The organism is Actinomyces sp. 594 (assembly GCF_019325145.1).
GTDB lineage: Bacteria > Actinomycetota > Actinomycetes > Actinomycetales > Actinomycetaceae > Actinomyces.
The window spans coordinates 1-21653 of sequence record NZ_PIZC01000050.1; the positions used below are offsets into that span (position 1 = coordinate 1).

Annotated in this window: 22 protein-coding genes and 1 pseudogene; 2 read left to right on the forward strand and 21 right to left on the reverse strand. The window is 66.2% G+C overall.

From position 1 onward, the window contains the following. Positions 1–156 precede the first annotated feature (156 nt). The 12 genes and pseudogenes from GZ998_RS08870 to GZ998_RS08925 all read right to left on the reverse strand — a co-directional run bounded on the left by GZ998_RS08870 (position 157) and on the right by GZ998_RS08925 (position 12308). Positions 157–402: a toxin-antitoxin system HicB family antitoxin gene (locus GZ998_RS08870; RefSeq protein WP_219109634.1), complete on the reverse strand. Its 246-nt coding sequence runs from the start codon at positions 400–402 to the stop codon at positions 157–159. A gap of 11 nt (positions 403–413) precedes the next feature. Beyond that, positions 414–881 carry a single-stranded DNA-binding protein gene (locus tag GZ998_RS08875; RefSeq protein ID WP_219109635.1) on the reverse strand — a complete coding sequence of 156 codons (468 nt, stop codon included), beginning with the start codon at positions 879–881 and terminating at the stop codon, positions 414–416. Positions 882–938: 57 nt separating this feature from the next. After that, positions 939–1442: a nucleoside 2-deoxyribosyltransferase domain-containing protein gene (locus tag GZ998_RS08880; protein WP_219109636.1), complete on the reverse strand. Its 504-nt coding sequence runs from the start codon at positions 1440–1442 to the stop codon at positions 939–941. A gap of 133 nt (positions 1443–1575) precedes the next feature. Continuing rightward, a complete protein-coding gene (locus tag GZ998_RS08885; protein ID WP_219109637.1) occupies positions 1576–2163 on the reverse strand; it encodes a ParA family protein in 588 nt (195 codons plus the stop codon). Positions 2164–2382: 219 nt separating this feature from the next. After that, positions 2383–4347, reverse strand: a complete 1965-nt coding sequence (locus GZ998_RS08890) for a hypothetical protein (RefSeq protein WP_219109638.1) — start codon at positions 4345–4347, stop codon at positions 2383–2385. 539 nt (positions 4348–4886) lie between these two features. Next, the gene (locus GZ998_RS08895) at positions 4887–6167 is read right to left on the reverse strand and encodes an AAA family ATPase (RefSeq protein ID WP_219109639.1); all 1281 of its coding nucleotides are present in this window, start codon (positions 6165–6167) and stop codon (positions 4887–4889) included. 13 nt (positions 6168–6180) lie between these two features. Continuing rightward, a complete protein-coding gene (locus tag GZ998_RS08900; RefSeq protein ID WP_219109640.1) occupies positions 6181–6810 on the reverse strand; it encodes a hypothetical protein in 630 nt (209 codons plus the stop codon). After that, positions 6807–8381, reverse strand: a complete 1575-nt coding sequence (locus GZ998_RS13160) for a bifunctional lytic transglycosylase/C40 family peptidase (RefSeq protein ID WP_257505734.1) — start codon at positions 8379–8381, stop codon at positions 6807–6809. Before GZ998_RS13160 ends, GZ998_RS08900 begins: the two co-directional genes overlap by 4 nt. 7 nt (positions 8382–8388) lie before the next feature. Continuing rightward, on the reverse strand, positions 8389–10932 hold the full coding sequence (locus tag GZ998_RS08910) for a VirB4-like conjugal transfer ATPase, CD1110 family (protein WP_257505735.1): 2544 nt from the start codon (positions 10930–10932) through the stop codon (positions 8389–8391). A gap of 22 nt (positions 10933–10954) precedes the next feature. Then, positions 10955–11242 (reverse strand): annotated as a pseudogene (locus GZ998_RS13500) (PrgI family protein); the annotation flags it as partial. A gap of 3 nt (positions 11243–11245) precedes the next feature. Further along, positions 11246–12094: a type IV secretion system protein gene (locus GZ998_RS08920; protein WP_219109643.1), complete on the reverse strand. Its 849-nt coding sequence runs from the start codon at positions 12092–12094 to the stop codon at positions 11246–11248. A 10-nt stretch (positions 12095–12104) separates the two neighbouring features. Then, a complete protein-coding gene (locus GZ998_RS08925) occupies positions 12105–12308 on the reverse strand; it encodes a hypothetical protein (RefSeq protein ID WP_219109644.1) in 204 nt (67 codons plus the stop codon). Between the two features lie 110 nt (positions 12309–12418). Here GZ998_RS08925 and GZ998_RS08930 point away from each other — a divergent pair, with 110 nt between their 5' ends. Continuing rightward, positions 12419–12763: a hypothetical protein gene (locus GZ998_RS08930; protein WP_219109645.1), complete on the forward strand. Its 345-nt coding sequence runs from the start codon at positions 12419–12421 to the stop codon at positions 12761–12763. Here GZ998_RS08930 and GZ998_RS08935 read toward each other — a convergent pair. From GZ998_RS08935 to GZ998_RS08955, 5 genes are read right to left on the reverse strand one after another with little or no spacing between them, the layout of a single operon-like run. Continuing rightward, the gene (locus tag GZ998_RS08935) at positions 12738–14432 is read right to left on the reverse strand and encodes a VirD4-like conjugal transfer protein, CD1115 family (RefSeq protein WP_219109646.1); all 1695 of its coding nucleotides are present in this window, start codon (positions 14430–14432) and stop codon (positions 12738–12740) included. The genes GZ998_RS08930 and GZ998_RS08935 overlap by 26 nt on opposite strands. Positions 14433–14444: 12 nt before the next feature. Continuing rightward, a complete protein-coding gene (locus GZ998_RS08940) occupies positions 14445–15044 on the reverse strand; it encodes a DUF3801 domain-containing protein (protein ID WP_219109647.1) in 600 nt (199 codons plus the stop codon). A 2-nt stretch (positions 15045–15046) separates the two neighbouring features. Then, complete coding sequence (locus GZ998_RS08945; protein ID WP_219109648.1) at positions 15047–15634, reverse strand: hypothetical protein; 588 nt, start codon at positions 15632–15634, stop codon at positions 15047–15049. Further along, positions 15634–17316: a relaxase/mobilization nuclease domain-containing protein gene (locus GZ998_RS08950; RefSeq protein ID WP_219109649.1), complete on the reverse strand. Its 1683-nt coding sequence runs from the start codon at positions 17314–17316 to the stop codon at positions 15634–15636. The genes GZ998_RS08945 and GZ998_RS08950 overlap by 1 nt, the downstream gene beginning before the upstream one ends. Beyond that, entirely contained in the window at positions 17316–17663 is a 348-nt protein-coding gene (locus tag GZ998_RS08955) for a MobC family plasmid mobilization relaxosome protein (RefSeq protein ID WP_219109650.1), read from the reverse strand. The genes GZ998_RS08950 and GZ998_RS08955 overlap by 1 nt, the downstream gene beginning before the upstream one ends. 176 nt (positions 17664–17839) lie before the next feature. Between GZ998_RS08955 and GZ998_RS08960 the strand changes: the two genes are divergently transcribed. After that, positions 17840–18175 carry a hypothetical protein gene (locus GZ998_RS08960; RefSeq protein ID WP_219109651.1) on the forward strand — a complete coding sequence of 112 codons (336 nt, stop codon included), beginning with the start codon at positions 17840–17842 and terminating at the stop codon, positions 18173–18175. Positions 18176–18391: 216 nt separating this feature from the next. Here the strand turns inward: GZ998_RS08960 and GZ998_RS08965 are convergent, their stop codons facing one another. The 4 genes from GZ998_RS08965 to GZ998_RS08980 form a co-directional block, all read right to left on the reverse strand. After that, positions 18392–18973 (reverse strand): recombinase family protein, encoded by a 582-nt coding sequence (locus GZ998_RS08965; RefSeq protein ID WP_219109652.1) that lies wholly within the window; start codon positions 18971–18973, stop codon positions 18392–18394. Beyond that, positions 18970–20019, reverse strand: coding sequence for a zeta toxin family protein (locus GZ998_RS08970; protein ID WP_219109653.1), 1050 nt, complete (start codon positions 20017–20019; stop codon positions 18970–18972). Before GZ998_RS08970 ends, GZ998_RS08965 begins: the two co-directional genes overlap by 4 nt. After that, complete coding sequence (locus GZ998_RS08975; RefSeq protein WP_219109654.1) at positions 20016–20288, reverse strand: hypothetical protein; 273 nt, start codon at positions 20286–20288, stop codon at positions 20016–20018. The genes GZ998_RS08970 and GZ998_RS08975 overlap by 4 nt, the downstream gene beginning before the upstream one ends. A gap of 564 nt (positions 20289–20852) precedes the next feature. Continuing rightward, positions 20853–21416, reverse strand: coding sequence for a hypothetical protein (locus GZ998_RS08980; RefSeq protein ID WP_219109655.1), 564 nt, complete (start codon positions 21414–21416; stop codon positions 20853–20855). Positions 21417–21653 lie beyond the last annotated feature (237 nt).

Here is a 21653-nt window from a genome sequence, read left to right on the forward strand (position 1 = left end):
CGGACCCGGCGGGGCACGGCGGGCGGTGCCCGTAGCCGGCTGGGCTGGCACCCCGCCTAGCACCCCGCCGGCACTGACATCATGGCACCGCGGTACTATGGTTGCAGTACACCGTTATTGCGTTAACGCATCAACGCACCGCACCGTGGCGTGACGCTACTGTTCGAGGCGCATTTCGAGGCCTTCGACGATGAGCTGGTTCAGACTCACATCGTGGTCTATCGAGTAGTAGCGGGCACGCTTGTGCAGATCGGCCGGCAGCCTGACCGAGGTCTGCGAGGTACGCCCATCATCGCCCGCCGGCGACTTCGCAGCCCCAACGAAGGTTTCAGCGACCGGCGTTCCGGACTCACGACGTGGTCCCATGGTAGCCTTCAAGCTGTTCTTCTTCTGACTACTCATTTCAATTCCTCTCAGAACGGGGGCTCGTCGCCGAAGCTGGTGCCGCCGGTGGCCCAGGGGTCGTCCGGGGCGCCGCCGGCCGGGGCGTTGTAGCCGCCGCCCTGGCCGCCCCCGCGGGGCTGGCGGGTGACCTGAGCCTTGGCGTAGCGCAGCGACGGGCCGATCTCGTCCACCTGCATCTCCACCACCGTGCGGTTCTCGCCCTCACGGGTGGTGTATGAGCGCTGCACCAGGCGGCCCTGCGCGATCACGCGGGTGCCCTTGGTCAGCGACTCGGCCACGTTCTCCGCGGCATCGCGCCAGACCTGGCAGCGCATGAACAGGGTCTCCCCGTCGCGCCACTCCTGGGCCTGCCGGTCGAAGCTGCGCGGGGTGGAGGCGATGGTGAAGGAGGCGACCGCCGCACCCGAGGGCGTGAAGCGCATCTCGGGGTCCGCAGTCAGATTCCCGATAATCGTGATGACGGTATCACCAGCCATGATCGTGTGTCCTTTCAGTGGGTGATGTCGTCGAGGCTGCGGCGGATGTCGCCCCCGTTAAGAGCATTGCGCTTCAGTACTTCTCTCATCACTGCCTCCTTTGACGCGGTCGAGCTGGTATACGGCGTCAGCGACCGTGTCTTCGAGTGTTTCGGCGATAACCTGTCCGTAGTTCTCGAGAGCGCATCGGACCACGACGTCGAAGCGCCTCGGGTAGCCGGGGTCGGCGCCAATTACGATGTTTCGGCGCTCGGCCAGCGCTTTGCTGAGCTCCATGAGCGCGATCGGTTGAATTTGTTTAGGGGCGAACCAGAACAGGATCACGGGCGCCTCGAGCAGACGCCGCCACTCCCATGTGATCTGCTCCATCGCCGCACCCCCTTCCGATGGGATGGGGTGCTGTCGGCGGGGGTTGGCGACCACGAGGTTGTCGGGGCCAAGCTCGGTGAGCATCTGAATTGCGTCGGCCTGCCAATCAGGGCACCCGGTGATACCACCGGCCAGAAATATATCAGGCCGAGGGCTGAAGGGGTTCCAGGTTTCAGGGGTAATTATCATCATTATTGGGCTCCTTCGTTGACTGATCGGTGATGGCGGTGAGGATGTCGCGGGCGGCTGGTATGTGCTGGGTAAAGCCATGGCTGCCACGATGGTGGCTAGTAGGTGTTGCCGACGGTAAGGATCGATGGTGCGCTCAAGTCATCGCCTCCTGGATCTCAGTCAGCAGCTCGTCATATCTGTACAGGCCATGAGGGTTGGTGCCGAACATTGCGCGGACACCTTGACGTTTAGGGATGACGGTCGAGAACAGCGGCTCATGCTGGTCGGTGAGCACGTCGACGGCGGCCGAGTGTGCGTTGGTGCGTGGTTCGGCGCTGGTGATGAGGACTGCGCGGTTGCGGTGGCTGGCTGCGTCAAGTGTGGGCCACACGCGCTGCATGTCCATGCCCGACGCAAGTGTTGGGATGACGACCAGATCGGCAGCGTCGATCGCCAGCTGCACGGCGTCAGCTCCTCCGGGTGGCGTGTCCACGATCAGCAGGTCGACCGTGGGGGTGTGCTGCCGCAGTCTTTTCAGGTGCGTGGCATTGACGGCTACAACATTGAACGGTAGGGGGTCGTCGGCGTCCGCGGCGGTAAGTGCCCACGTGGTTGCGCTGCCCTGCGGGTCGGCGTCCCAGACCTCTACCGTTCGGCCAACGCGTACCGCTGCGCAGGCCAGCAGTATCGAGGTCGTTGTCTTGCCCACGCCACCCTTGGTGTTAACGACTGCAATCCTCATGCTTCCCTTCCGCTCTCTCGGCACTATGAGACCATAGTACTGCACCCTAATGCGTTAACGCAATAACGGTGTACTGCAACCATAGTACCGCGGTGCCATGATGTCAGTGCCGGCGGGGTGCCAGGCGGGGTGCCAGCCCAGCCGGCTACGGGCACCGCCCGCCGTGCCCCGCCGGGTCCGACGGCACCCAGCCCACAGCACCCTCACCCACCCGACCAGCTAGGCGGTGCGCGCGGCCGGCAGCGGGTCGGTCTCGGTGGGTCGTCGACGGGGTGCCTGGCCGTAGCGGTCGTGCTCGATGACGCGTCTGGCTTGTCGCCAGTCGAGGCGGCCGTCAGCTCGGCGTGGGTGTGGCCCGTATGCGTGGGTGCCGGTCTCGGGTACGAGCGTGAGCTGGCCGCGGGCCGGGCGGCGCTTAGCACCCGGGCGCCGTGGCGCACGCATCCACGCGTCCTCGGCCTGCCACCAGGCCCACAGCTCGCGCTCGATCAGGTATCGGCGTGCGCGCTGGGCGAGGCGTCCGTCGACGCCGGCACGACGGGCGGCCGCCGTGCGGCGGTCCGTGCGGTAGCGGCACCACCCCTGAGGCGATCGCTTCAGCACTCCGGCTGATACGAGCTTGTTGAGGGTTCGGGCGGTGGCCGCGGGGGAGTCTCCGGTCTGGCGCGCGAGCTCGGCGGTGGACTGGGGCTCGGTACTGGTGCGGGCGTAGGCATTGCCCGCGTGGTGACCAAGCCCACCGACGCCAGCGGTGAACAGGTCGTGTGCAGCATCGGTAAGGCGATGGGTGAGGCTGTGCAGGAGGGCGGTGCGCTCTGCGGACCCGGCCCCTGCGGGGCGCGGGTCCGCTTGTGACCGACCTGCACCTAGATCCCTGTGGAAATCATCTGGTGGATCGATCGCCCAGGTCGCCGCGTGGGGTCCATCGGCGCCGGCGACCTGGGCGATCCATCCGTCGGCTGCTAGGCGGAGGAGTGCTGTGCGGGCGGTCTCGCGGCCGATGCCGGCCAGGAGGGCCAGCCGGCGTATGTCTGCCTCGACGGCGGTCTGGACAGCCTGGAGGGCAAGGGTGCACAGCACGTCCAGGACGCGGCGGTCGGTGGGGCCGCCGCCGTGGGTCCACCGACCGCCGGCGGCATCGGCGCGGGACTGGACGTGGCGCACGAGAGCGGCGGTCGCGCTGGCCCTGGCGTCGAAGGTGGGATCGTCGCCGACCTGGCGGCCGCTCGTGGCCACGTACCGGACGGCCCTGTCCCACTGCCGGCGCAGGACCCGTTGGGCGTCTGTGCGGGTGCGGGGCCGGCGCTGGCTGCGGTCGCGGTAGGTGCGGATGTGCTCGAGGCCGGGTGCGGTGGCCACGAGCTCGGCGATGTCGGCGTGGTGCCAGTGGGCAGCGGCGGCGCCGATCAGGACGCGCCACAGTACGGCGGAGGCGTCACCGCAGGCGGCGTCCTCGTGCAGGGCGGCCGCCGAGGCCGCCGGCAGCTCGCGGCGCGGGCCGGGCAGGTAGAGCCGTGCGTGATCGTCTACAGGTAGCGGTCTGCGCGGGTCGACGGTGCGGGTCGGCTCGGAGTCGTCGACGAGCTGGGCCAGGGCCTCGATGAGCCGGCGGACCTGCTCGGCGGTACCGGTAGGGTTCGTGAGCGTGCTCAGGTCGCCGCTGAGCACCCTGGAGCGGCCGCCGCTGCGGTGCGGTGCACCCGGTGGCCGCACACAGCCGGTCGCCGGGTTGACCAGCGGCGCGATGTCGAGACTCGGGCACACATGCCGGGCCAGGCGCGCGAGCGTGGCCACGGTATCGGCATCCACCGACTCGTCCAGAGCGGTCCACACGTGACGACCACCACCGGGGCCGGACTCGCACACCACAGCGCCGAGGCCGACGTCGCTCAAGAGCCCCGCAATCATGCCGGCGTCGCGCACTGCCACCTCGGCGTTGGCCTTGGCGTCGAGGTCGAACGCGAGCAGCCGGTAGCGGCCATCTGCGCCAGCCAGATACACCGCCCACGGCCGATCCGGCTCTACGCCATCCACACGGCGCTCGCCCGTGTACTGATTGACCGCATGACCGTACGCGTCGATCGTAGCCACACGCACCGCAAGCCGAGGGCTCAGATCACGCGTGCAGTCCCACGCCGCGCCGGTACATGTATCGTCGCCGCGGTCGATCTGTCCTGCTACCATGGAGACATCACCGCAGATGTGGGCATCAGTTCAGTTATGGGCATGATGACTCGCTTCTCTGGTTTGCTTGGGGGATGTCCTGGGGGTCAGATCCTTATTCGTTCTGCCTCCTTCGTCTTCTGGGTCACGCCTTTGGATCTGGTTCTTCTGTCGCCAAACAAGGCAGATCAAGGGCGCAATCTTTGGGCTCCCGCCCCGCTAGGGGCGGGAGCCCTCTTTGTTTTCGAGTTCGTCGATGGGGAGTTCCCCCTCATCCGGTTCTGGCTGTGGCAGCCACGATGGCACACCGCGGCTCGTGAGGTTGTCGGCTAGGTGCTGGATGACGAGCTCTAGGAGCGCGGCAGACGACATACCCGAGTTGCGGGCGATGGCATCGAACCGTTCCTTGGCGGAGCGCTCAATCACCCAGGGCGTTGAAACGGGATCGACCCGTGTACCTCGTGGAAGTCGCCGAACTTTTGTCACGGACCATATGCTAGTCGTACACCTAGGACGACGTCTCGCTTTGTCTTGGCGTGTCGCGCCCGCCTTATCCGTTGTCACAGGCCCCGCGCCACCGCCGCTGCGGCCGCCATCCAGGCCCGCTGCGTCACCGGCTTGAGCGAGCCGTACCGGAGCACGCCGTCGACCATGGCGGGGTCATAGGGAATGGTGCGTGCCTCGCGCGCCAGGTCGCGGTAGCCGTTGACGACGCGTTCAATGTCATTGCCCCGGGCGCGAGGATCGGCCTGGGTGACTACGACCACCGCTTGCCGGGCGAGGTCGGCGCCGTGCTGGTCCCGGTTGGTGAGGGCCTCGAGCAGTAGGGCGCCGGCTTCGGCGTGGTCGTCACGGGTGGTAGTGGCGACCACCAGCTGGTCGGTGTGATCGATCATCCGCAGCCACATGGGGTCGGATTCGTCGTTGCCCGAGTCGACGAAGATCAGTCGGTAGTACTTTGAGGCAACCTGATGGATTGCATCCACATCCGAGGCGTCCACGCGCTGGTCCGCCGATAGGGCGGTGGGCTTGGAGCGAAGCACGTCGAAGCGGTCTCGGGTCTGGTGATGCACGAAGTGGGCGAGGTCGGCGGACTGGGCTCCGGTGCCCAGGAGCCGGTCAACCTGGGGCAGCAGTTCCAGGACGGTGGCGTCGTGTGGTCCTTGCTCGGTGCGCCATCCCAGGGTTCCCCGGGTCTGGTTGTTGTCCCAGGTAAGCACACCGGCACCGCCGTAGCGGGCGAACACCGCGGCGAGTAGCACGGTAGTCGGGGTCTTGCCGGCTCCTCCCTTGGCGTTGACGATCGCGATCGTGCGCGGGCCCGGCCAGTGCTGGCTGACTGCCTGCACATCGGCCCGTTCGGCACGCTCGGTCTCGCTGGGGCCCACGCGGATTCCTAGCCGTGCGGCAACTCCCCGCCATCCCTGCGTCGCGGGCTCCTCGGTCTGCTCCCGCACCAAGAAGGACTGCCGCGGCTGAGGTGCCTGCTGGGGTGCAGTCTCCACGGGCATTGATGCGGTGGGCTGCTGAGTTTTCGCCTCGGGCGGTGCAGGCTGCTGGACGGCGGACCCGGCTGGTGCCGGTGGTTGCTGGTAGGTGGCCGGGGGCTGGGCGGGGTCGTGGATGGTGCCGTCGGGGGTGATAATGACGGTCCACGTGCCATCGGGGTCGGAGGCGGTGAGGATGGCGTTGTCGCCGGCTGTGGCTGCGTGGTCGCGGGCGATCTCGATGACTTTGGCGCGAGCGTCGTCGAGAGTGGCGGTGTTGATCTTCCGCTGTTGGGTGCCGTCGATGGTGAGGATGGCGCTGCCGTCTTTGGCGGTGGTGGCGTCGATTTGCATTGGTGGGGCTCCTTCAGTACTCGGTGGGTTGGGTCTGCATGCTTGCGATGGCCCACTGGCCGTCCTCGCGGGTGGTCGTGACCCATGCGTCCCATGCCTCGGAGCTGGTGGTGGAGCCGTCGCGTGGTGTGGTGGTGATGAGGTAGTGGACTATGCGGCGGTAGTCGCCGTCCTGGTCGGGGTCGAGGCCTTCCTTGACGATCTCGCGGATGGTGACGGTGGTGTAGGAGTCGTGCTTGGCAGCTGCGAGGAAGGCGCCCTGTGCTTTGGCGGTGTCGGGGTCGTAGTCCTCGGCCGCGGCGCGCAGCGCGGTGGTGCGGTAGATGGCTGCGCGTTGGGATGCGTAGGCGCTGGTTTTGTCGATGGTGGTGTCCCAGGTCTCGGCGGTTATGACGTAGGCAGTGATGACGGCCTCGGGGTCGGTGCGGTCGATGGTGGCGGGGTCGGGCAAGCCATCGAGCCACGTGGGCTTGCGACTGGGGATCGGGGTGCCGTCTGGTGCGTAACCAGGGGTGATGCTGGGCGTCGCGGCAGCACTGGTCGGCTGTTCGGAGGCTGAACTGTCTGCGGCGGTGTGGCCACACGCGGCCACGGCCATGGCAGTGCCAGCGGCGAGGAGGGCGGTGCGCCGGCGCAGTGTCATTGGATTCTCCTGTAGCTGCTTGGTGAGCCGTAGATCGGCTCGTAGTTGATGCCGCTGAATGGGCTGTCTGCGCTGACCATCCAGCCGTCGCCGGCGTAGACGGCGACGTGGTATGCCGGATCGCCCCAGAAGATGAGGTCGCCGACCTTAAGCTGGTCGCGTGTGACGGCGGTGCCGACCTGCTGCTGCTGGGCGGCGGTTCGGGGCAGGCTTATGCCGAGTCGGCGGTAGACGGCGCTGGTCAGGCCGGAGCAGTCGTAGCCGCCCTGGTGGATGCCGTTGCCGCCCCACACGTACCGGTACCTGTCGTCAGCTGCCACCGTTTTCGCCCATTCGACGGCTGCGATGAGGTCGGCGCTGACGCCCCCGTCGTCAGTGCTGCCGCCGGCGGCCGCGAGGATCGCGGGCACGTACTTCTCAGTCTCGCCATTTACGGGGATTCCGCCGGCGGCGTCTACGGCGCCGAGCCCAGCGTTGTAGGCAGCCAGCGCGAGGCTGACGACGTCGCTGTCGTCGGGTAGGCGGCCGTCGTCGATGCGTGCCTGGATGTCTGAGACCAGGGAGCACATGAGGTTGCCCTGGGACCATATGGCGTCCTCGGGGTCCCACACATCGGCCTTGCCGTCCCCGTTGCCGTCGAGGCCAGATTCGGCCCATGTGCTAGGCGTAAATTGGCTGATGCCGTGGGCTTGGGCTCCCTGGTCCGACCCCGCGGTCGGGTCCCAGCTGGATTCCTGCTGGATCTGGGCGGCGATCAGGTTGGGGGTGATCTCCGGGCATACGGAGCCGGCTCGGGTCACGATGTCGAGGTATTCGGCAGGGATTGTGACGGTGAGGGTGGCTGAGCGCTGCTGCTTGTCGGCCTCGTTGCCGATGCCGGGGATGATGGAGATGATGGTGGCGATCGCGACGGCGATCGAGACTGCGACGGCGGCGACAATGAGCCCGGGGGTCGAGCTGAGGGCGCTGATGACGGTGGCCGCGATGCGCGCTACCAGGGAGGCGGCCTGAGCGGCCTGTCTGGTCGCGGCCGCACCGGTCCGGGCGGCGCGCACGCCGGTGCGCGCACCTGTCTTGGCGGCGGCCGTCTTGGCTTTCGCGGCGGCGCGCTGTGCGGCCGCCCGGCGGGTGGTGGCCACGATGCCGCCCCTGACCGTGCGGGTGCCCATCGCCCGGCCGGCAGCACGCCCGCCTACAGCCCGACCACCAGCCGAGGAGGCAACACTCCGCACAGGCTCTACTTGGCGGCCGATCCGTTTAGCGCCGTCCTGCATCGCATGCTTGACCGTCGGAGCTGTTCGCGTTCTGGCAGTCTTAATGGCACTGTCGGCGGTACGTTTGACGCCTTGGCTGGCGGTCTTGACGGTGCTGGTGGCCTCGTCCTTGAGCTGCTGGTCGGCGTTGTCGATGAGGTCGCCGTCACCGGGACTGCCGACGGCTCCGGGCGCGTGGGCGACCTGGCCGGCGGCGTGGCCGGCATGGCCGATGAGCGAGGTGGTTCGGCGGTTGAGGTTGAGGCGCCCGAGGTTGCTGGTCGCCTGCCAGCCGTCGCTGCTGCGTAGACCCTTCATAAGTGCATCAGTCGCCGAATGTGGTGGAGAACAGGCCGTACAGCTTGGAGTCGGTGGGGATGCGTCCGTCGATCGGGATGATCGTGTTGCCGCTCTTCATCAGTCCGTTCCCCCGGGGGACGTTGGTGAAGTACCGGCGCTGTTCGGCGGAGAAGTGCAGTAGTGAGCACAGGGCGTCGGCGTCGGTGGCGTTCTGTCCCAGCAGCATGAGGAAGTCGGAGTTGGCGAGCATGAGGCGCGCGTCCTCGTTGCTCAGCAGCTCCTCGATGTTCTGCGTGATGCCGGTGGGGATCAGTCCCCATTTCCGGGCGCGCTTGTACAGGCTGCGGAAGTACTCGGCGCTGAACCGGTTGGAGAACAGCAGGTGGAACTCGTCGATGTAGAGCCATGTGCGCCGGCCGCGTGCGCGGTTGCGGACAACGCGGTTCCATATCTGGTCGAGGATTACCAGCATCCCGAAGGTGCGCAGCTCGGTGCCGAGGCTGGAGATGTCGTAGGAGATGAGCCGGTTGTGCACGTCGACGTTGGTGCGCCGGGCGAACGCGCCGAGGCTGCCGGTGGTGTAGATCTCCAGGGCGGTGGCCAGCTCGGCGCCGTCGGGGTCGCCGGTGGCGGCCAGGGCGTCGCGCAGCTCAACGAGGGTGGGCATTGGGCCGCCCTCGGCGGCGTAGCGCCGGTACAGGGTGCCGGCGGCGCGGTCCACGAGGCTGCGCTGCTTGCTGGACAGGCCGTCGCTGCCACCGATGAGCACGTTCGTCATCGAGAGCACGAACTGGGTCTTGGTGGTGATCGGGTCGTCGGCATCGCCGGCGGCCTCTAGCTCGATGTCCATGGGGTTCACGCGATCGTGGCTGGCGGTGTCCACGCGGATAGTGGCGCCGCTGAAGGCGCTGACTACGGGCTCGTACTCCCGCTCGGGGTCGATCACGATGATGTCGTCATCGGGCCGGGACAGGAACACGTTGGCGATCTCCATCTTCCCGAACACGCTCTTGCCGGAGCCGGATGTGCCCAGAATGAACCCGTTGCCGTTCGTGGTGCTGGTGCGGTCGGCTACTACGGCGTTGGAGGACTGCGCGTTGACGCCGTACCAGTTGCCTCCGGGCACGAACAGCTCCTGGGTGGTGAAGGGGACGATGATCGCGGCTGACGCCGTGGTCAGGGTGCGCCGCATGGGGATTCGCCTCACGCCGATGGGCAGCTCTGTGGTCAGGGCGTCGCGCTGCATGAAGGTGGCTATCTCGGCGACGCATGACTGCTTGCGGATGACGGTCATGGCGCGCTTGACGTTCTGGTCGAGGCTCTCTCGGGTCTGACCCGAGATGCCGATGACCATGACGGTGCTGAACACCTTCTGGTTGGAGGACTCCAGCTCCGCGCGCAGCTCTTTGGCCTCGGCGGTAGCCTCCTGGAGCTTGTGAGGGATCAGGTCCTCGCTGTAGCCCTGTTTGCGGGCCTTCTTCTGCTCGGCGATCGTCTGCATCTCCAGCTCGGCGATCTGCCGCTGCACCAGGCTCATGCCGTCGGCCTGGTCGTAGGGCTCCAGGTGCAGGCTGACCGTCAGGTCGCACTTGATGTCGGCCAGCTCGGAGATCAGGCGGTCTGACAGCCACACCGGGTAGTCGCGCACCCACAGGACCGTGTGGTAAGTATCTCCCGAGCCGTTGTGCAGGATGAGCGGGCCTGCCGAATCTGCCGTCTCTACAGCCCAGGGGGCCACGTAGTCAGCGGTCGCCAGCCGCCGCGCTGGCTGAAACGTGTCCTCATTGAAGGTGACCAGCTCGTGGGGGCGCAGTATGTGGGCGAGGACTTCGAGGCGTTGGGTCCGGTCGAGGATGTCGGCACGGCACCCTTCCTCGAGGGCGGCGAGCTGCACTGCGGTCTCGTGACCGAGGCGGAGCAGTGTTGCCTCTGCCTTCTCCCGGTCGGGCTCCTGGACTGTGATCGTCAGTAGCTTCTCGGTGACCGTGTTGGAGCTGGCGGACGCGAGTTTGCCGCGCACGATCCGGTTGAAGTCGTCACGCCAGTGGTCCCATCCGTCGCCCGTGTGGGGCTTTTGGACGAGCTGGGCGACGTCCGCCTCGTCAAGGACACGGTTGATGACGGTGACCTGTAGCCGGGTGCCGGCGCCGAAGGAGTTCAGGAACCTGGCCCAGCGGTCGACGATGGCCTCTTGGGTGCTCTGCTCGGCGGCTAGGTAGTTGATGTCGCTGATGCGCAGCGTCAGTGACCACTCGTCTGCTCCAAGCCAGGCCACGCCGCTGGGGAGCATTGCCTGGTAGCCGAGGAGCTGCTGGGTGCTCTTGGGGACCCGCTTGACGCCGGAGGCGTTGTCAGCGCCTACTCGCCCTGCGCGGCGGCCGCGCTGCTCGCCGGGCTTCGGCTCGTTCTTTTCTTTTTCGCGGCGTCCGAGCATGCTCGCCAGGACGCGCCGTACGCCGCCGGCGCGCTTTGCGGCGGGCTGCTCGGCCGGCGCCTGGCGCCTGGTCGGCAGGTGCGCCGGGTCGAGATCCAGGTAAGGGTTGGGCTTCTGTGCGGTAGGTGTCGTCATATCGAATCACCTTTCCATTGAGGTAGTGCTGTAGGAGGTAGCCGACGAATCTTTCGGGCTTGAGGCCCTTGGGTCGCCACCATCCCCAGGCGGCTACAGGTATGAGGACGGGGAAGATGACCCACATGGCGGTGTCAGTGGCTGCCTCCCACGTGGATCCGCTCTGGTGGAGGGTGTAGGCGATGGCGGCGAACAGCCCTCCGGCCAGGGGGATACCGATGGCCAGTGCTCCTAGCTGTCGCCAGGAGAGGCCGAACATGACTTTGGCCTCATAGGCGCTGATTTCGCGGTAGACCTTCATCTCCAGCATCTGCTATCCCTCCCCTACGATCGCCTTGGCGATGCTGTTGGCGCCGAACAGTAGGAAGATGAGTACTGCGGGTGCGATGAGGAAGTTGCCGAAGTTGGAGATGACGAAGTTCCACATGTCAGTCGTCTCACCGTCGTAGCTGACGTGGTTGCCGAGCCATCCGCCCAGGAGGGCCTGGTAGAGCTTGACGGCGATGATGAGCATGACGCCTTGCAGTGAGGTGGTCGCGTATCGCTTGAGATAGCCGATGGCGAGCGGCTTGGTGTCCTCGTGGCCGAAGAACGCCAGCGGCAGCGACGAGAAGGCGGTGAGCATGTAGAGCTGCAAGAAGCGGACGAACACCAGGACGGTGGCGAGCATGCCGCTGATCTCGGCCACGATGAAGGGGATCAGCAGGATGACGAGCATTCCTAGCTGCTTGACCATGCCGGCGTCGGCGATGTCGTCGCGCATCGCATCGCCGATGTTGCTGCCGACGTCGGCGGCGCCCCCGACGCTGACATCGTTCGCAGTGGTGGCGATTGTGCTGCTCACGGAGTTGATTGCGCTGAGGATCGAGGCCGAGTACCGCGCGACAACGAGGACCATGACGCACTTGAACATGGTGGCGGCGATGATTCTCACACCGAGCTCCCGGTCGCCCTCCACCCTGGTGGAGGTGGACGCGAGCATCAGGACGAACATGATGCTCAGGATGACTGCTGTGATCGGTTTGACCGCCGTGTTGTGGATCGTCACGGCTGCGACGTACAGCGCGGTGTTGTACTCGCCTGGCGTCTTCAGCAGGTCATCGGTGCCCCCGGCCGCAGCGCCCGATAGGGCGTTGAGCATGGCAACAATGGCATCCTCCATGACGTGCGCCTCATAGGGCGATGTTCTGGAAGAGGGCCGCAGCGGCGATGATGAGTCCGCCGCCGACGATCTGCCATACGCCGGTCTGGATCTGCGGGCCGTTGTGGTCCTTCAGGGCGCCGCCGGTGACGATGGCGCCCCAGACCAGCCAGAGCCCGCCGCCGATGATCGCGAACTTCGTGAACAGGGCGAGGATGCTGGTCATCATGTCCATGGGATACTCCTTAGGTAGACCATGTATCGCACTATACGTTAGGTGCGGATGTGGGTGCAACGAACTGTTACATTACACGAGTCAGGGTAGGGCGTGGGAGGATGCGTCTCATGTGCGACGTAGTGCTCCCGGAGCCGGTAGTGGCCACCATCAGTCGGCTGAACCCGCGCCGCCTGGCGATTCTGCTCGCGTGTATCAGGCTGGGCAGGAAGTTCACCGCGAAGGATGTGCGCAAGGCCATGCCGAGCGCGGAGCCGTCCCTGCCCCGGGATCTGCACGCGCTCGAGGAGGGTGGGCTGCTGCACGCGGACCCGCCGCACACCGTAGCCCGGCAGGGCCGGCCCGTGACCTATACAGTCGCGCAGCAGACACGCACGGTGTTCAGCGAGCTCGCGCAGCTGGTCGACGACGCCTACACCACCACGGACACTACGGCCGGACCTTCGGTGACTTGAACGGCTTGAGCCCACGCACTAGTAGAAGCGCCTGATCGTTTGGCATGCGGCCGATCTCGTCGGGGGTCATCAGCGCCCGCTTGGTCGCTCGCTGTGACTTGGTCCATGATCCAGTTGTGCCGTGCGTGCGTGATATGTCCTCGGTCGTGACGGTCTCCTCTCCGATGAGCGCCGACAGCCACTTCAAGGTGTCCAGGTCGCGGCCGCCGAGGTACAGGATGGAGTCGCAGTTGGCGACGATGGTCGGCCAGTCGTCCCTCCACAGCGCCTTGCCCTGGGTGTGGGACTGCACGATCACGCTGGCCGAGATACCGCGCGAGCGAATCGTGGAAATTACGACCGGAAAGCCCGGTATCTTGCCGATGTTGGCGAACTCGTCGAGGAAGCAGTGCAGGGGCACTGGCAGCTCGCCGGTCTCCTCATGGTCGGCGAGGTAGATGTTCTTGGCGAACAGGCTGTTCCAGAACATCGCGGCGAGGAACTTGAAGGTCTGGTGGGCATCGGGGATGCACAAGAACAGCGCGGTCGGCTCGTAGCCGAGCTGGTCGATCGCCAGGTCGTCGTCGGCGATTACCTTGCGCACATCGCTCATGTCCAGGGGGGCTAGCCGTACGCCCAGGGAGATGATGATGGACTTCTTGGTCTCACCTGCGCCTTGCGTGAAGACCTGGTACTGGCGGCAGGCGAACTCCAGGACCTTCATCACCGCCTCGTCCTCATCGGCCGGCGCCTTGCGCCACTCCTCTACGATCTGCGCAGCGGCATTGAACCTGTCGTCGACGCTCGAGGCGAATGTGTCGGCGTCGATTCCCTCGCTGGCCTGCATGAGCTTGTGTAGGTCCACCACGTCGACCAGGCTCGGCTCGCCACCGTCGTCCTCGGCCTTGGTGGCCCACACGTACGCGATCAGCGCGTTCAATAAAGCCCGCTCGGCCCGCTCCCAGAACCCGTCTCCCGGGTTCTTGACGTCGGTTGTGGTGTTGGTGATGATGCACTCGGTCAGCTGCGCGATCGACGCCTCTGGCTGAGCGTCATCGAAGTAGCTCATTGGGTTGAAGTGCCCGCTGCGGTGGAGGTCGACCAGGTTGAGCACCCGCACCTGGTAGCCGGCCTTCTTCAGTACAGGGGCGCTGCGGCGGTAGATCTCGCCCTTCGGATCGGTGATCGCCTTCGACATTGTCGCCGTCTCCAGGTTCGGCATCACGTATCCCCTTGTCTTGCCGGTACCGGAGGCGCCGATGACGCAGACATTCAGGTTGCGGCCGGTTTTCCGTGTGTCGATGCTCAGCGCCTCGGTGGCGGTCAGCTGGATGCGGTGGGCGGGGTCCTTGGTGCTCAGCGGGGCAATGTCATGCGGGTCGGCCCACGCGGCTGACCCCTGCTCCTCGCCCGGCCTGGTGTTCTGCCGGCCGCCGAGGTTGTACAGCACGATCAGCAGCAGCATCCCGGCGACGACGGCGCCGGCAATCAGATCTGTCTGCTTCATGGAGATGTGCAGCAGGTTGCCGGTGATCGCACTAGGCAGCCCGTCGAGCATCGTGGCCACGGGCCGGCCTGCGTCCAGGTGCTCGCGCACGTGCTCACTCGCGCGGTTGACTAACCAGAACGCGACCAGAGTCCCAACAAGAATCAATGTCTGGGTTGGGTAGAGGCGTCGGGTCTTGCTCATTGGGCGGCCTCCTTATCGTGCCGAGCGGGCGGGTCGGTCCTGCTCTGCGTCCTTCGGCACAGGGACGCTCGGCACAGGGACGCTGCGGTACTGCTTGCGCTCACGCTGCTGACGCTGCTGGGTCGTGCGCGCGGCGCGGTTCTCGATCTTCTTGGCGTTGCGCCGACGGGTGGCGTTGCGGGCGATCTGCCGGTCGATCCGCTCCGATGCCACCGACAGGGCGTGCTCGACGACCGAGATGTCCTTGCCCTGCACGTGGAAGGTCCTGGTGCCGCTGCCGCGCTCGACGGCGAAGGTCACCCCGTAGCGCTTCAGAGTCTTCTCCAGCTCGCGAGCCACCGCCTGATCGGTGATATCGGCCACTTCCCGGTTGCCGGTGATGGTGCGCCCGAACTCACGCACCGTGATCTTCCCCGTAGTCCGCTGCTCATGCAGAGCCTGCCGCGCCGCATCACGCATGGAGCGAAGCGCATTGATGGCCGCTCCACCTCCAAGATGAGCAGCTATACTTGTGACTTTGACCGCAAAGTGGATGGTGGTGCGGGCGCCGGCTCCGGTTGTGCGTACCGCGACCTGCTTGGCCTCTTCGCTGGCCGAGTCGATCATCTCCATCTCTACCGGCTCCTTCCGCCGAGGTCGTCGCCGACGTTCGGCCGGCGACTATGGTCAGAGACCATGTGGTCGTGTGCGTGCCTGTCTCTCACGCTTTTGTCGATGCGCTCGGCCAGCGCCCTGCGCGTGGCGTCACGGCCATTGGGCCGAGATCGCTCGGCCGCACGGTCGGCGGCGCGTGTGGCTTGGACCACGCGTCGCATGTCGGTCGGCGGTTGGGCGTACTTGTCGTCGAGCGACCAGCCGGCGTGGTCGATGACCTCGACGAGTGGGCCACGTACCACGGCGTCGCCGAGGTTGATCTGCCTGGACTGCTCAATGTCGTCGGCGAGCTGATAGAACGGTGTGGCAGCATCGGTTGCCTGGTCCTCCAGCCGTTGAGCCTGCTGCTCGACCTCGGCGAGCTTCCGCTCGTATGCCTCGTGAGTGTAGGCATACGCGGGGTCCGCGCTGAGCTCGGCACGCGCCTCCACCATGGCGACGTCGATGTCGAAGCCACCCTGCATGTCGCTGTACCGTCGCAGCTCGCACGCTACGGCGCGGGCCTCGGCCTCGTTCAGGTCGACGACCTGATCACTCAGGCTACTCATCATCGGCTCCTTCCGGTTCGCCCTTCGATGTTCGTAGTGCGGCGTGCTGCTTGGCGGCGCTGCACCTCGGCCTCGATCCGCTCCCCCAGCGTCATGCCGGTATCACGGCCCGTGCCCCCGTCGCGGTCACGGCTCTGGTCAGTCACCCGCACCTCCTGCGCATCCGACTCGGCGCGGCGCGCAGTCAGGTGGCCGGGGGTCTCCCGGTCATTGGCCTGATCTGCATGCCGCTGGCGCTGGGCGATCTCCTCGGCGCGGCGCGCGGCCGCGCCCCGCTCGATCCTGTCGGCGATTGACATTCTCGACTCCTCTCTGGTCAGTGCGGTCAGTGCCCGCACATCGGTCTTCAGCTGCCGGATTTCCCGTTCGGTCATGCGCAGGTCCGCCTGTAGGACTGCCAGGCTCCCGCCGTCGTCGTCGCCGTTGGCCATCAGATCGGCGGCGGCCACGAGTCGGTCTTGGAAGCGTATCCGCGTTCGGTCCAGGCGCTCCGATGCCACCGACAGGGCGTGCTCGACGTCAGCGTCGGCGCCGATCATCCACCGGGACTTGGCGTTGATGCGGTCACGTAGGCCGTGGAGGTCGTCTAGGGCCTGATGCCAGCTCCTCACCTGCGCGATATCGCCGGCCTTCGCGTCCTTCTGCTTGCCGATCCCGACGAGATCCGGCTTGGCGAACCAGTTGTATAGGTCGGCGGTTGTGACCGTTGCTGCGAGCCTTCCTCGGCGGTCGGTGAGCATGTGACGGTCCTCTGCCGGCAGGTAGATGCGCACGCTACGTCCGTGCCGCACTACCTGGCCGGTTGCCACGGTCATTCGCAGTCGCCGGCCCGTGCCGGGCACGTGCACGGTCATCGTCTTGTCGGTCTCGGAGATGATCATTGACTCATCCACACTGATCCTGTTGACCGCCGAGCGGGCCAGCCGAGCCATGATCGATTCCTCGGTGTACGCCTCCCCGAGCCTCCAGTCGCGCACAGCACGCCCCATCGACGACTCCCTGAATGACAGCGTGCCGTTCTGGCCGCCGCGCCTGCTGGTCACGATGCCCGCGAGCTCCAGGTCGTTCTCGAGCTCCGTCCACGTGCGCGCCTTGGCCGCCGCCTTGTCGATCTCCACGCGCAGCAGCTCCTTCGCACTTTGGCCTCGCAGCACCGTGTAGATGTCACCGAAGCTGCGTCCGGTTGCGCGCGCCGGAGCCGGCAGTACGGTCAGCCCGGCCTCCCGGCACAGTCCGTCAGAGATCTCGCGCACCCGACCTATCGTGTCCTTCTGGCACCGGAACTTCCGGCCGGTCTGCATGTTTGTCGCGTTGAAGATGATGTGGTTGTGGATGTGTCCCTTGTCCAGGTGAGTGGCGATCACGTACTCATGGGCGCCTCCCGTGATGCGCTCTGCGAGCTGCACGCCAAGATGATGAGCCTGCTCGGTCGTGACTCGTTCGCCGACCTTGAATGACTGGATCACGTGATGAGCGAGCACGCTCCCATCTCGCTGTGAGCTCACCCCTACCCGCTCGTGCGTGGCCGCGAACTGTCTTGCGATTGCGCGCCAGTCTCCCGGGTCAATGACCGCAGTGTTGGTTGATACCCATGTGCCGTCCTGCGTCGCGTCCGGCCTGGTGATGTAGGCGATCCCCTTTGCCAGCGTCTGCTTGATCTGCCACATCTTCACCACCGCCATCACTCCACCTCCGCTCCGGCCGCAGCGTCGATGGTGCGCTGAATCTGCTTCAGCAGCTCACGGGTCGCGCGCATCTGCTCGACCGTGACCTCGCCATCGACGTTCACATGACGAGCGATCTGGTTGATGTTGTTGCCGATCCTCGACAGCTCCACACGCAGCGGAGCCGGGTCAAACGCGACACGCGTCACGGCGATCCGGCTCTCCGTTAACGCCTGCCGCGCATAGGCGGAGAACGAGTTAATCCCAGCCATCTCCATGCGTCGCTGCACTCGCGCCCACTCGGCTTCACTGAGCCACAGGCCCTTGAAGACCCCACGCGATCGCTTCGCGCTCTGCTCAGTCATGAGATCACTCCTACAGGGTTTGGGCGGAGCCCATGGTAACAACCAGCGACTGTGTTAAACAGTTGCTATGCTTGCTACCCCGTCAGGGTCAGCCTACCATCTGCGGCTCATGCTGCGCTAGACTCTGAAGCGGGTCGCCCAAACACTCGGACGATCCGCTACCGAATGGAGGGATCATGGCCACGAAGAAGAACCCAGATCTGATCGACGCCATGCTGCGCGAGGACGAGGAGGAACTGCGCGCGAAGAAGAAGCGACTTCACGCCTTCCGCACAGCACTCAACGACGCAAGGCGAGCCAGCACGCAGCTCGCCGCAGCCGGCAAGGCACTCCTCGACGCCGGCGACGTCACCCGCGCTGAAGCAGCGAAGCTCTTCGGGCTAACCAAGCAGGAGCGCGCCGTCGCGCTCCCCACCCGGAGACGCTCAGAGCCGAACGTCCCGGATCCGGTCGACGACCAACCTCATGCCTCGAATCACCCATCCGACAAACCGGATGAGACCAACAACTAGCCAGCTAAGAACGCGTACGACACCAGCGAACAGCCATCCCGCGACGTTGAGTACGATGCCCGCGGCACCTATCGCGATCATCAGGATGCCGAAGAGCAGGGCGATCACCAAGGCGATCAGCAGCCACGCAAGACCCATCGCTCCACCCTCCTCAACTCATCAGTACGACTCTCATGGTGCCACGACTGCACCCGGCCTGTCACGAGTTCGTGACGCCTAGGCGCCGCTCTTATCTTGGGCGCGGATGAGAGCGCGACGCACCGACGATGTGCTCACACCCAGTACCGTGGCGATGTGCGTATTGGACTGACCTTGCGCCTTCATGCGCAGCGCAGCGTCGGTTCGTTCCGGCCCCATGACCGTGGGGCGACCTCCTACCCGCCCTTGTGAGCGCGCGTAGGCGAGCCCACGCATCGTGTTGGCACGGATCGTATCCACGCGCAGCTGCGCCAGCACGGCCATGATGCCCACGATCGCCTGACCCATCGGACTGGACGTATCGATGCTCAGCGCCGGCTCGGTCAGGCTCCTGATACTCACGCCCTGCTCCGTCAACTCGTGAATGACCTGAATGGCCATCACCTCACTGCCGGCCAGCCGGTCCAGCGCCCGAAACACCAGCTCGTCGCCCGGGCGAAGATAGTCACGGCACGCCACCCATTGCGGCCGGTCAGCCACACGGCTGGACGTGCCGTGATCAACGAACACGCGCACTGCGCCGGCCTCGCGCAGCTCAGCCTCCTGGGCGGCCGGGTTCTGGTCCCGCGTGGACACCCGCGCGTACCCGACGACAGTCATCGCGCACCCCTCCTGTCGGGCCGGTCTCGGTGAGGCTGCTCGTGGCCACCGCCGGCCCCGCGGCGCTGCTTCAGCTCTCGCTCGATACGCTGTCCGAGAGCCTGCCTGGCCAGGGGCCGACGGGCAGTGCGCAGCACATCGAGAGCCTGCTGGCGTGCGCGCTCATCAGCCGGATACGCGGCCTGCGACACTCGCACGGCGTCACGGTTGACCACCTGCCCGACAGTGGCCAGCAGGTCCGAATCGGTCTGCCCTGTGCGCACACATGCCTGCACAGCGATACGGGCGTCCTCAATCCACGCACGCGCCTCAGACTCCGACAGCCGCAACGGATCTCGGGCATTGTCAATGGCGGCGGCCGCCTCCTTGGCCGCACTCTCATATGCCCCCGGGCGCGGGCTCGCCCGGTAGTACGTTTGGCCCTGACGACTCTCGATCGACACCTGGTCGACCACCCCGGACCTCACAAGCTCAGTCACCGTGCCGGGCACCGCCGCCGCAGCCACATCGTGCGCAGCCATGGGCGTCCAGCGTCCCGCTCCGGACTCCTCTACCTGCCCGACGTACCGGCTGATCGTCCCCAACCGGGATACCTCCATCGGCACAGCCACCACGTGCAGCTCAGTGCGGTATCCCGCTTGTCGGAAGCCGGCGACGGTATCGCGCACCACGTCAGGCTGCCGCAGCGTCGTCTCAATCAGCGTGCTACGACGTTGCTCACGCAAGTAATCGATCGCCATGCCGACCCACCGGCCCGACGCCTGAGCCGTAGCCGCCGGCATCGCCAGCGGATTCTCCCGCATCAGCCGGTCGTAGTCTGGATGGTAAACGCGCAGGTCATCGCCGACGACCTCGACAAGTCCCGGGTGCTGAGCCTGGATACGGCTAATCGACTTGCTCTTGCCGGCCCCCGGCTGACCTCCCACCACCGCCAGCAGCAGTGTCCGGTCCTGATGCGACGACGCCCCGAGCGCGTCCAGCTCGGGGCGTATGTCTCGCTCGAAGATCGTGCGCAGCTGCTCCTCAGTCAGCTCACCGGCTGTCATGCGAGCACGGGCACCTTGTCGGGCATGTGCCGCAGCACCTCGCGCAGCTCAGCCGTCTTCTCCCTCACGGCGCCCGCGTCATCAGGATCGACCGCGCGCACCGCCAAGCGCACGCCGATGCGTTCGTCCTGCCAGCGCTGGGACTCCATGCCCGTGGTAGCGCGCTCCCACGCCAGATACCGGCCAATCACGCGGTTAGCGACCTCACGCATGACGTCGTAGGCCATCGGGTTCTCAAAGCGGCCCTGTTCGCCAGCTCTGCTCACCATCTACCTCCTACCTCCTCCTCATTCACTCCTCCATCCATGCTACCAGCCAGGTCAAAAACGCTCTATCACCGGTTTCGGTTTCGGCGGGTTTTTTGACCGCTTCCTGCTGACACCGTCATGCGGGTCGCATCCCCTCTTCCAGCCGGTTCAGAAACGATCGTTTACGGCACCCACACCAACGTAACGGGACCACAGTCCTCCACCAGCGCCAACGAGTCAATTGGCTCGCTGAAGCCCGGGGCATACCACAAGTGCTGCCGGCCGACCTGCCATGCGCACCCCCAGCATCTACGACCACCGAGCCGATCGGCAGCCCTTCAAGTTTCAGGCGCGTCATTGAAGCCGTGTCATCAATCACCGTCATCTCCCCTCCATTCTGTCGGTACGGTGCGTTGACGCGTTAACGCAATAACGGTATACTGCAACCATAGTACCACGGTGCCATGATGTCAGTGCCGGCGGGGTGCTAGGCGGGGTGCCAGCCCAGCCGGCTACGGGCACCGCCCGCCGTGCCCCGCCGGGTCCGACGGCACCCAGCCCACAGCACCCTCACCCACCCGACACCTACACCGCCTTCACAGGCTTCAGAGTCGCCAGGACGCCCTGAAGAGTGTCGACAGCGGCCTCTGCTCGGTCGGCGCGCGTGGTGGCTGCGCGTTCGGCCGCCTGTAGGTCCGCGATCTGTAATCTCAGGCCGGCAAGCTCCTCATCAAGGGCTGCAACTCGGCGCTCCAACTCGTCGGCACGACGCGTGGCCGTGGCCGCGATCTCCTCGGCCGCATGCTGGGCTGTCTGGGCGGTGTCGGCCGCCTGTAGCTGCTGCTCGGCGTCGGCCGTGGCTGCCACCAGGTCCGCGGTGAGCTGGTCGACCTGCTCGGCAACCTCAGCCCGGGCGGTGTCGGCCGCCACGTGCCACGCTGCGGCCCACAGTGCCTGCAGGGGTGCCGTCAGGTCGGGCGCGTCGGGCACCTCATCCTGGGTCGCGATATCGCGCAGGAAGGCGGCGGCGGCGTCGGTGGACACGCGGGCGGCCGCCTTGAGCGCCCTCACCGTGGGCCGCCGCCCGGTGTCGTTGAGAAGGCGTCCGTAGGCGGCCGCCAACTGCGCCTGTGTGTCTGACTTGGACATCGGTAACTCCCTTGATAGGTACAATAGGTACGTACTTGTACCCGAATACGTACCTATTGCACCTAAGAACTGCGATGCGGTCAAGATCGGAACGGTGAAGGCGGTGTAGGTGTCGGGTGGGTGAGGGTGCTGTGGGCTGGGTGCCGTCGGACCCGGCGGGGCACGGCGGGCGGTGCCCGTAGCCGGCTGGGCTGGCACCCCGCCTAGCACCCCGCCGGCACTGACATCATGGCACCG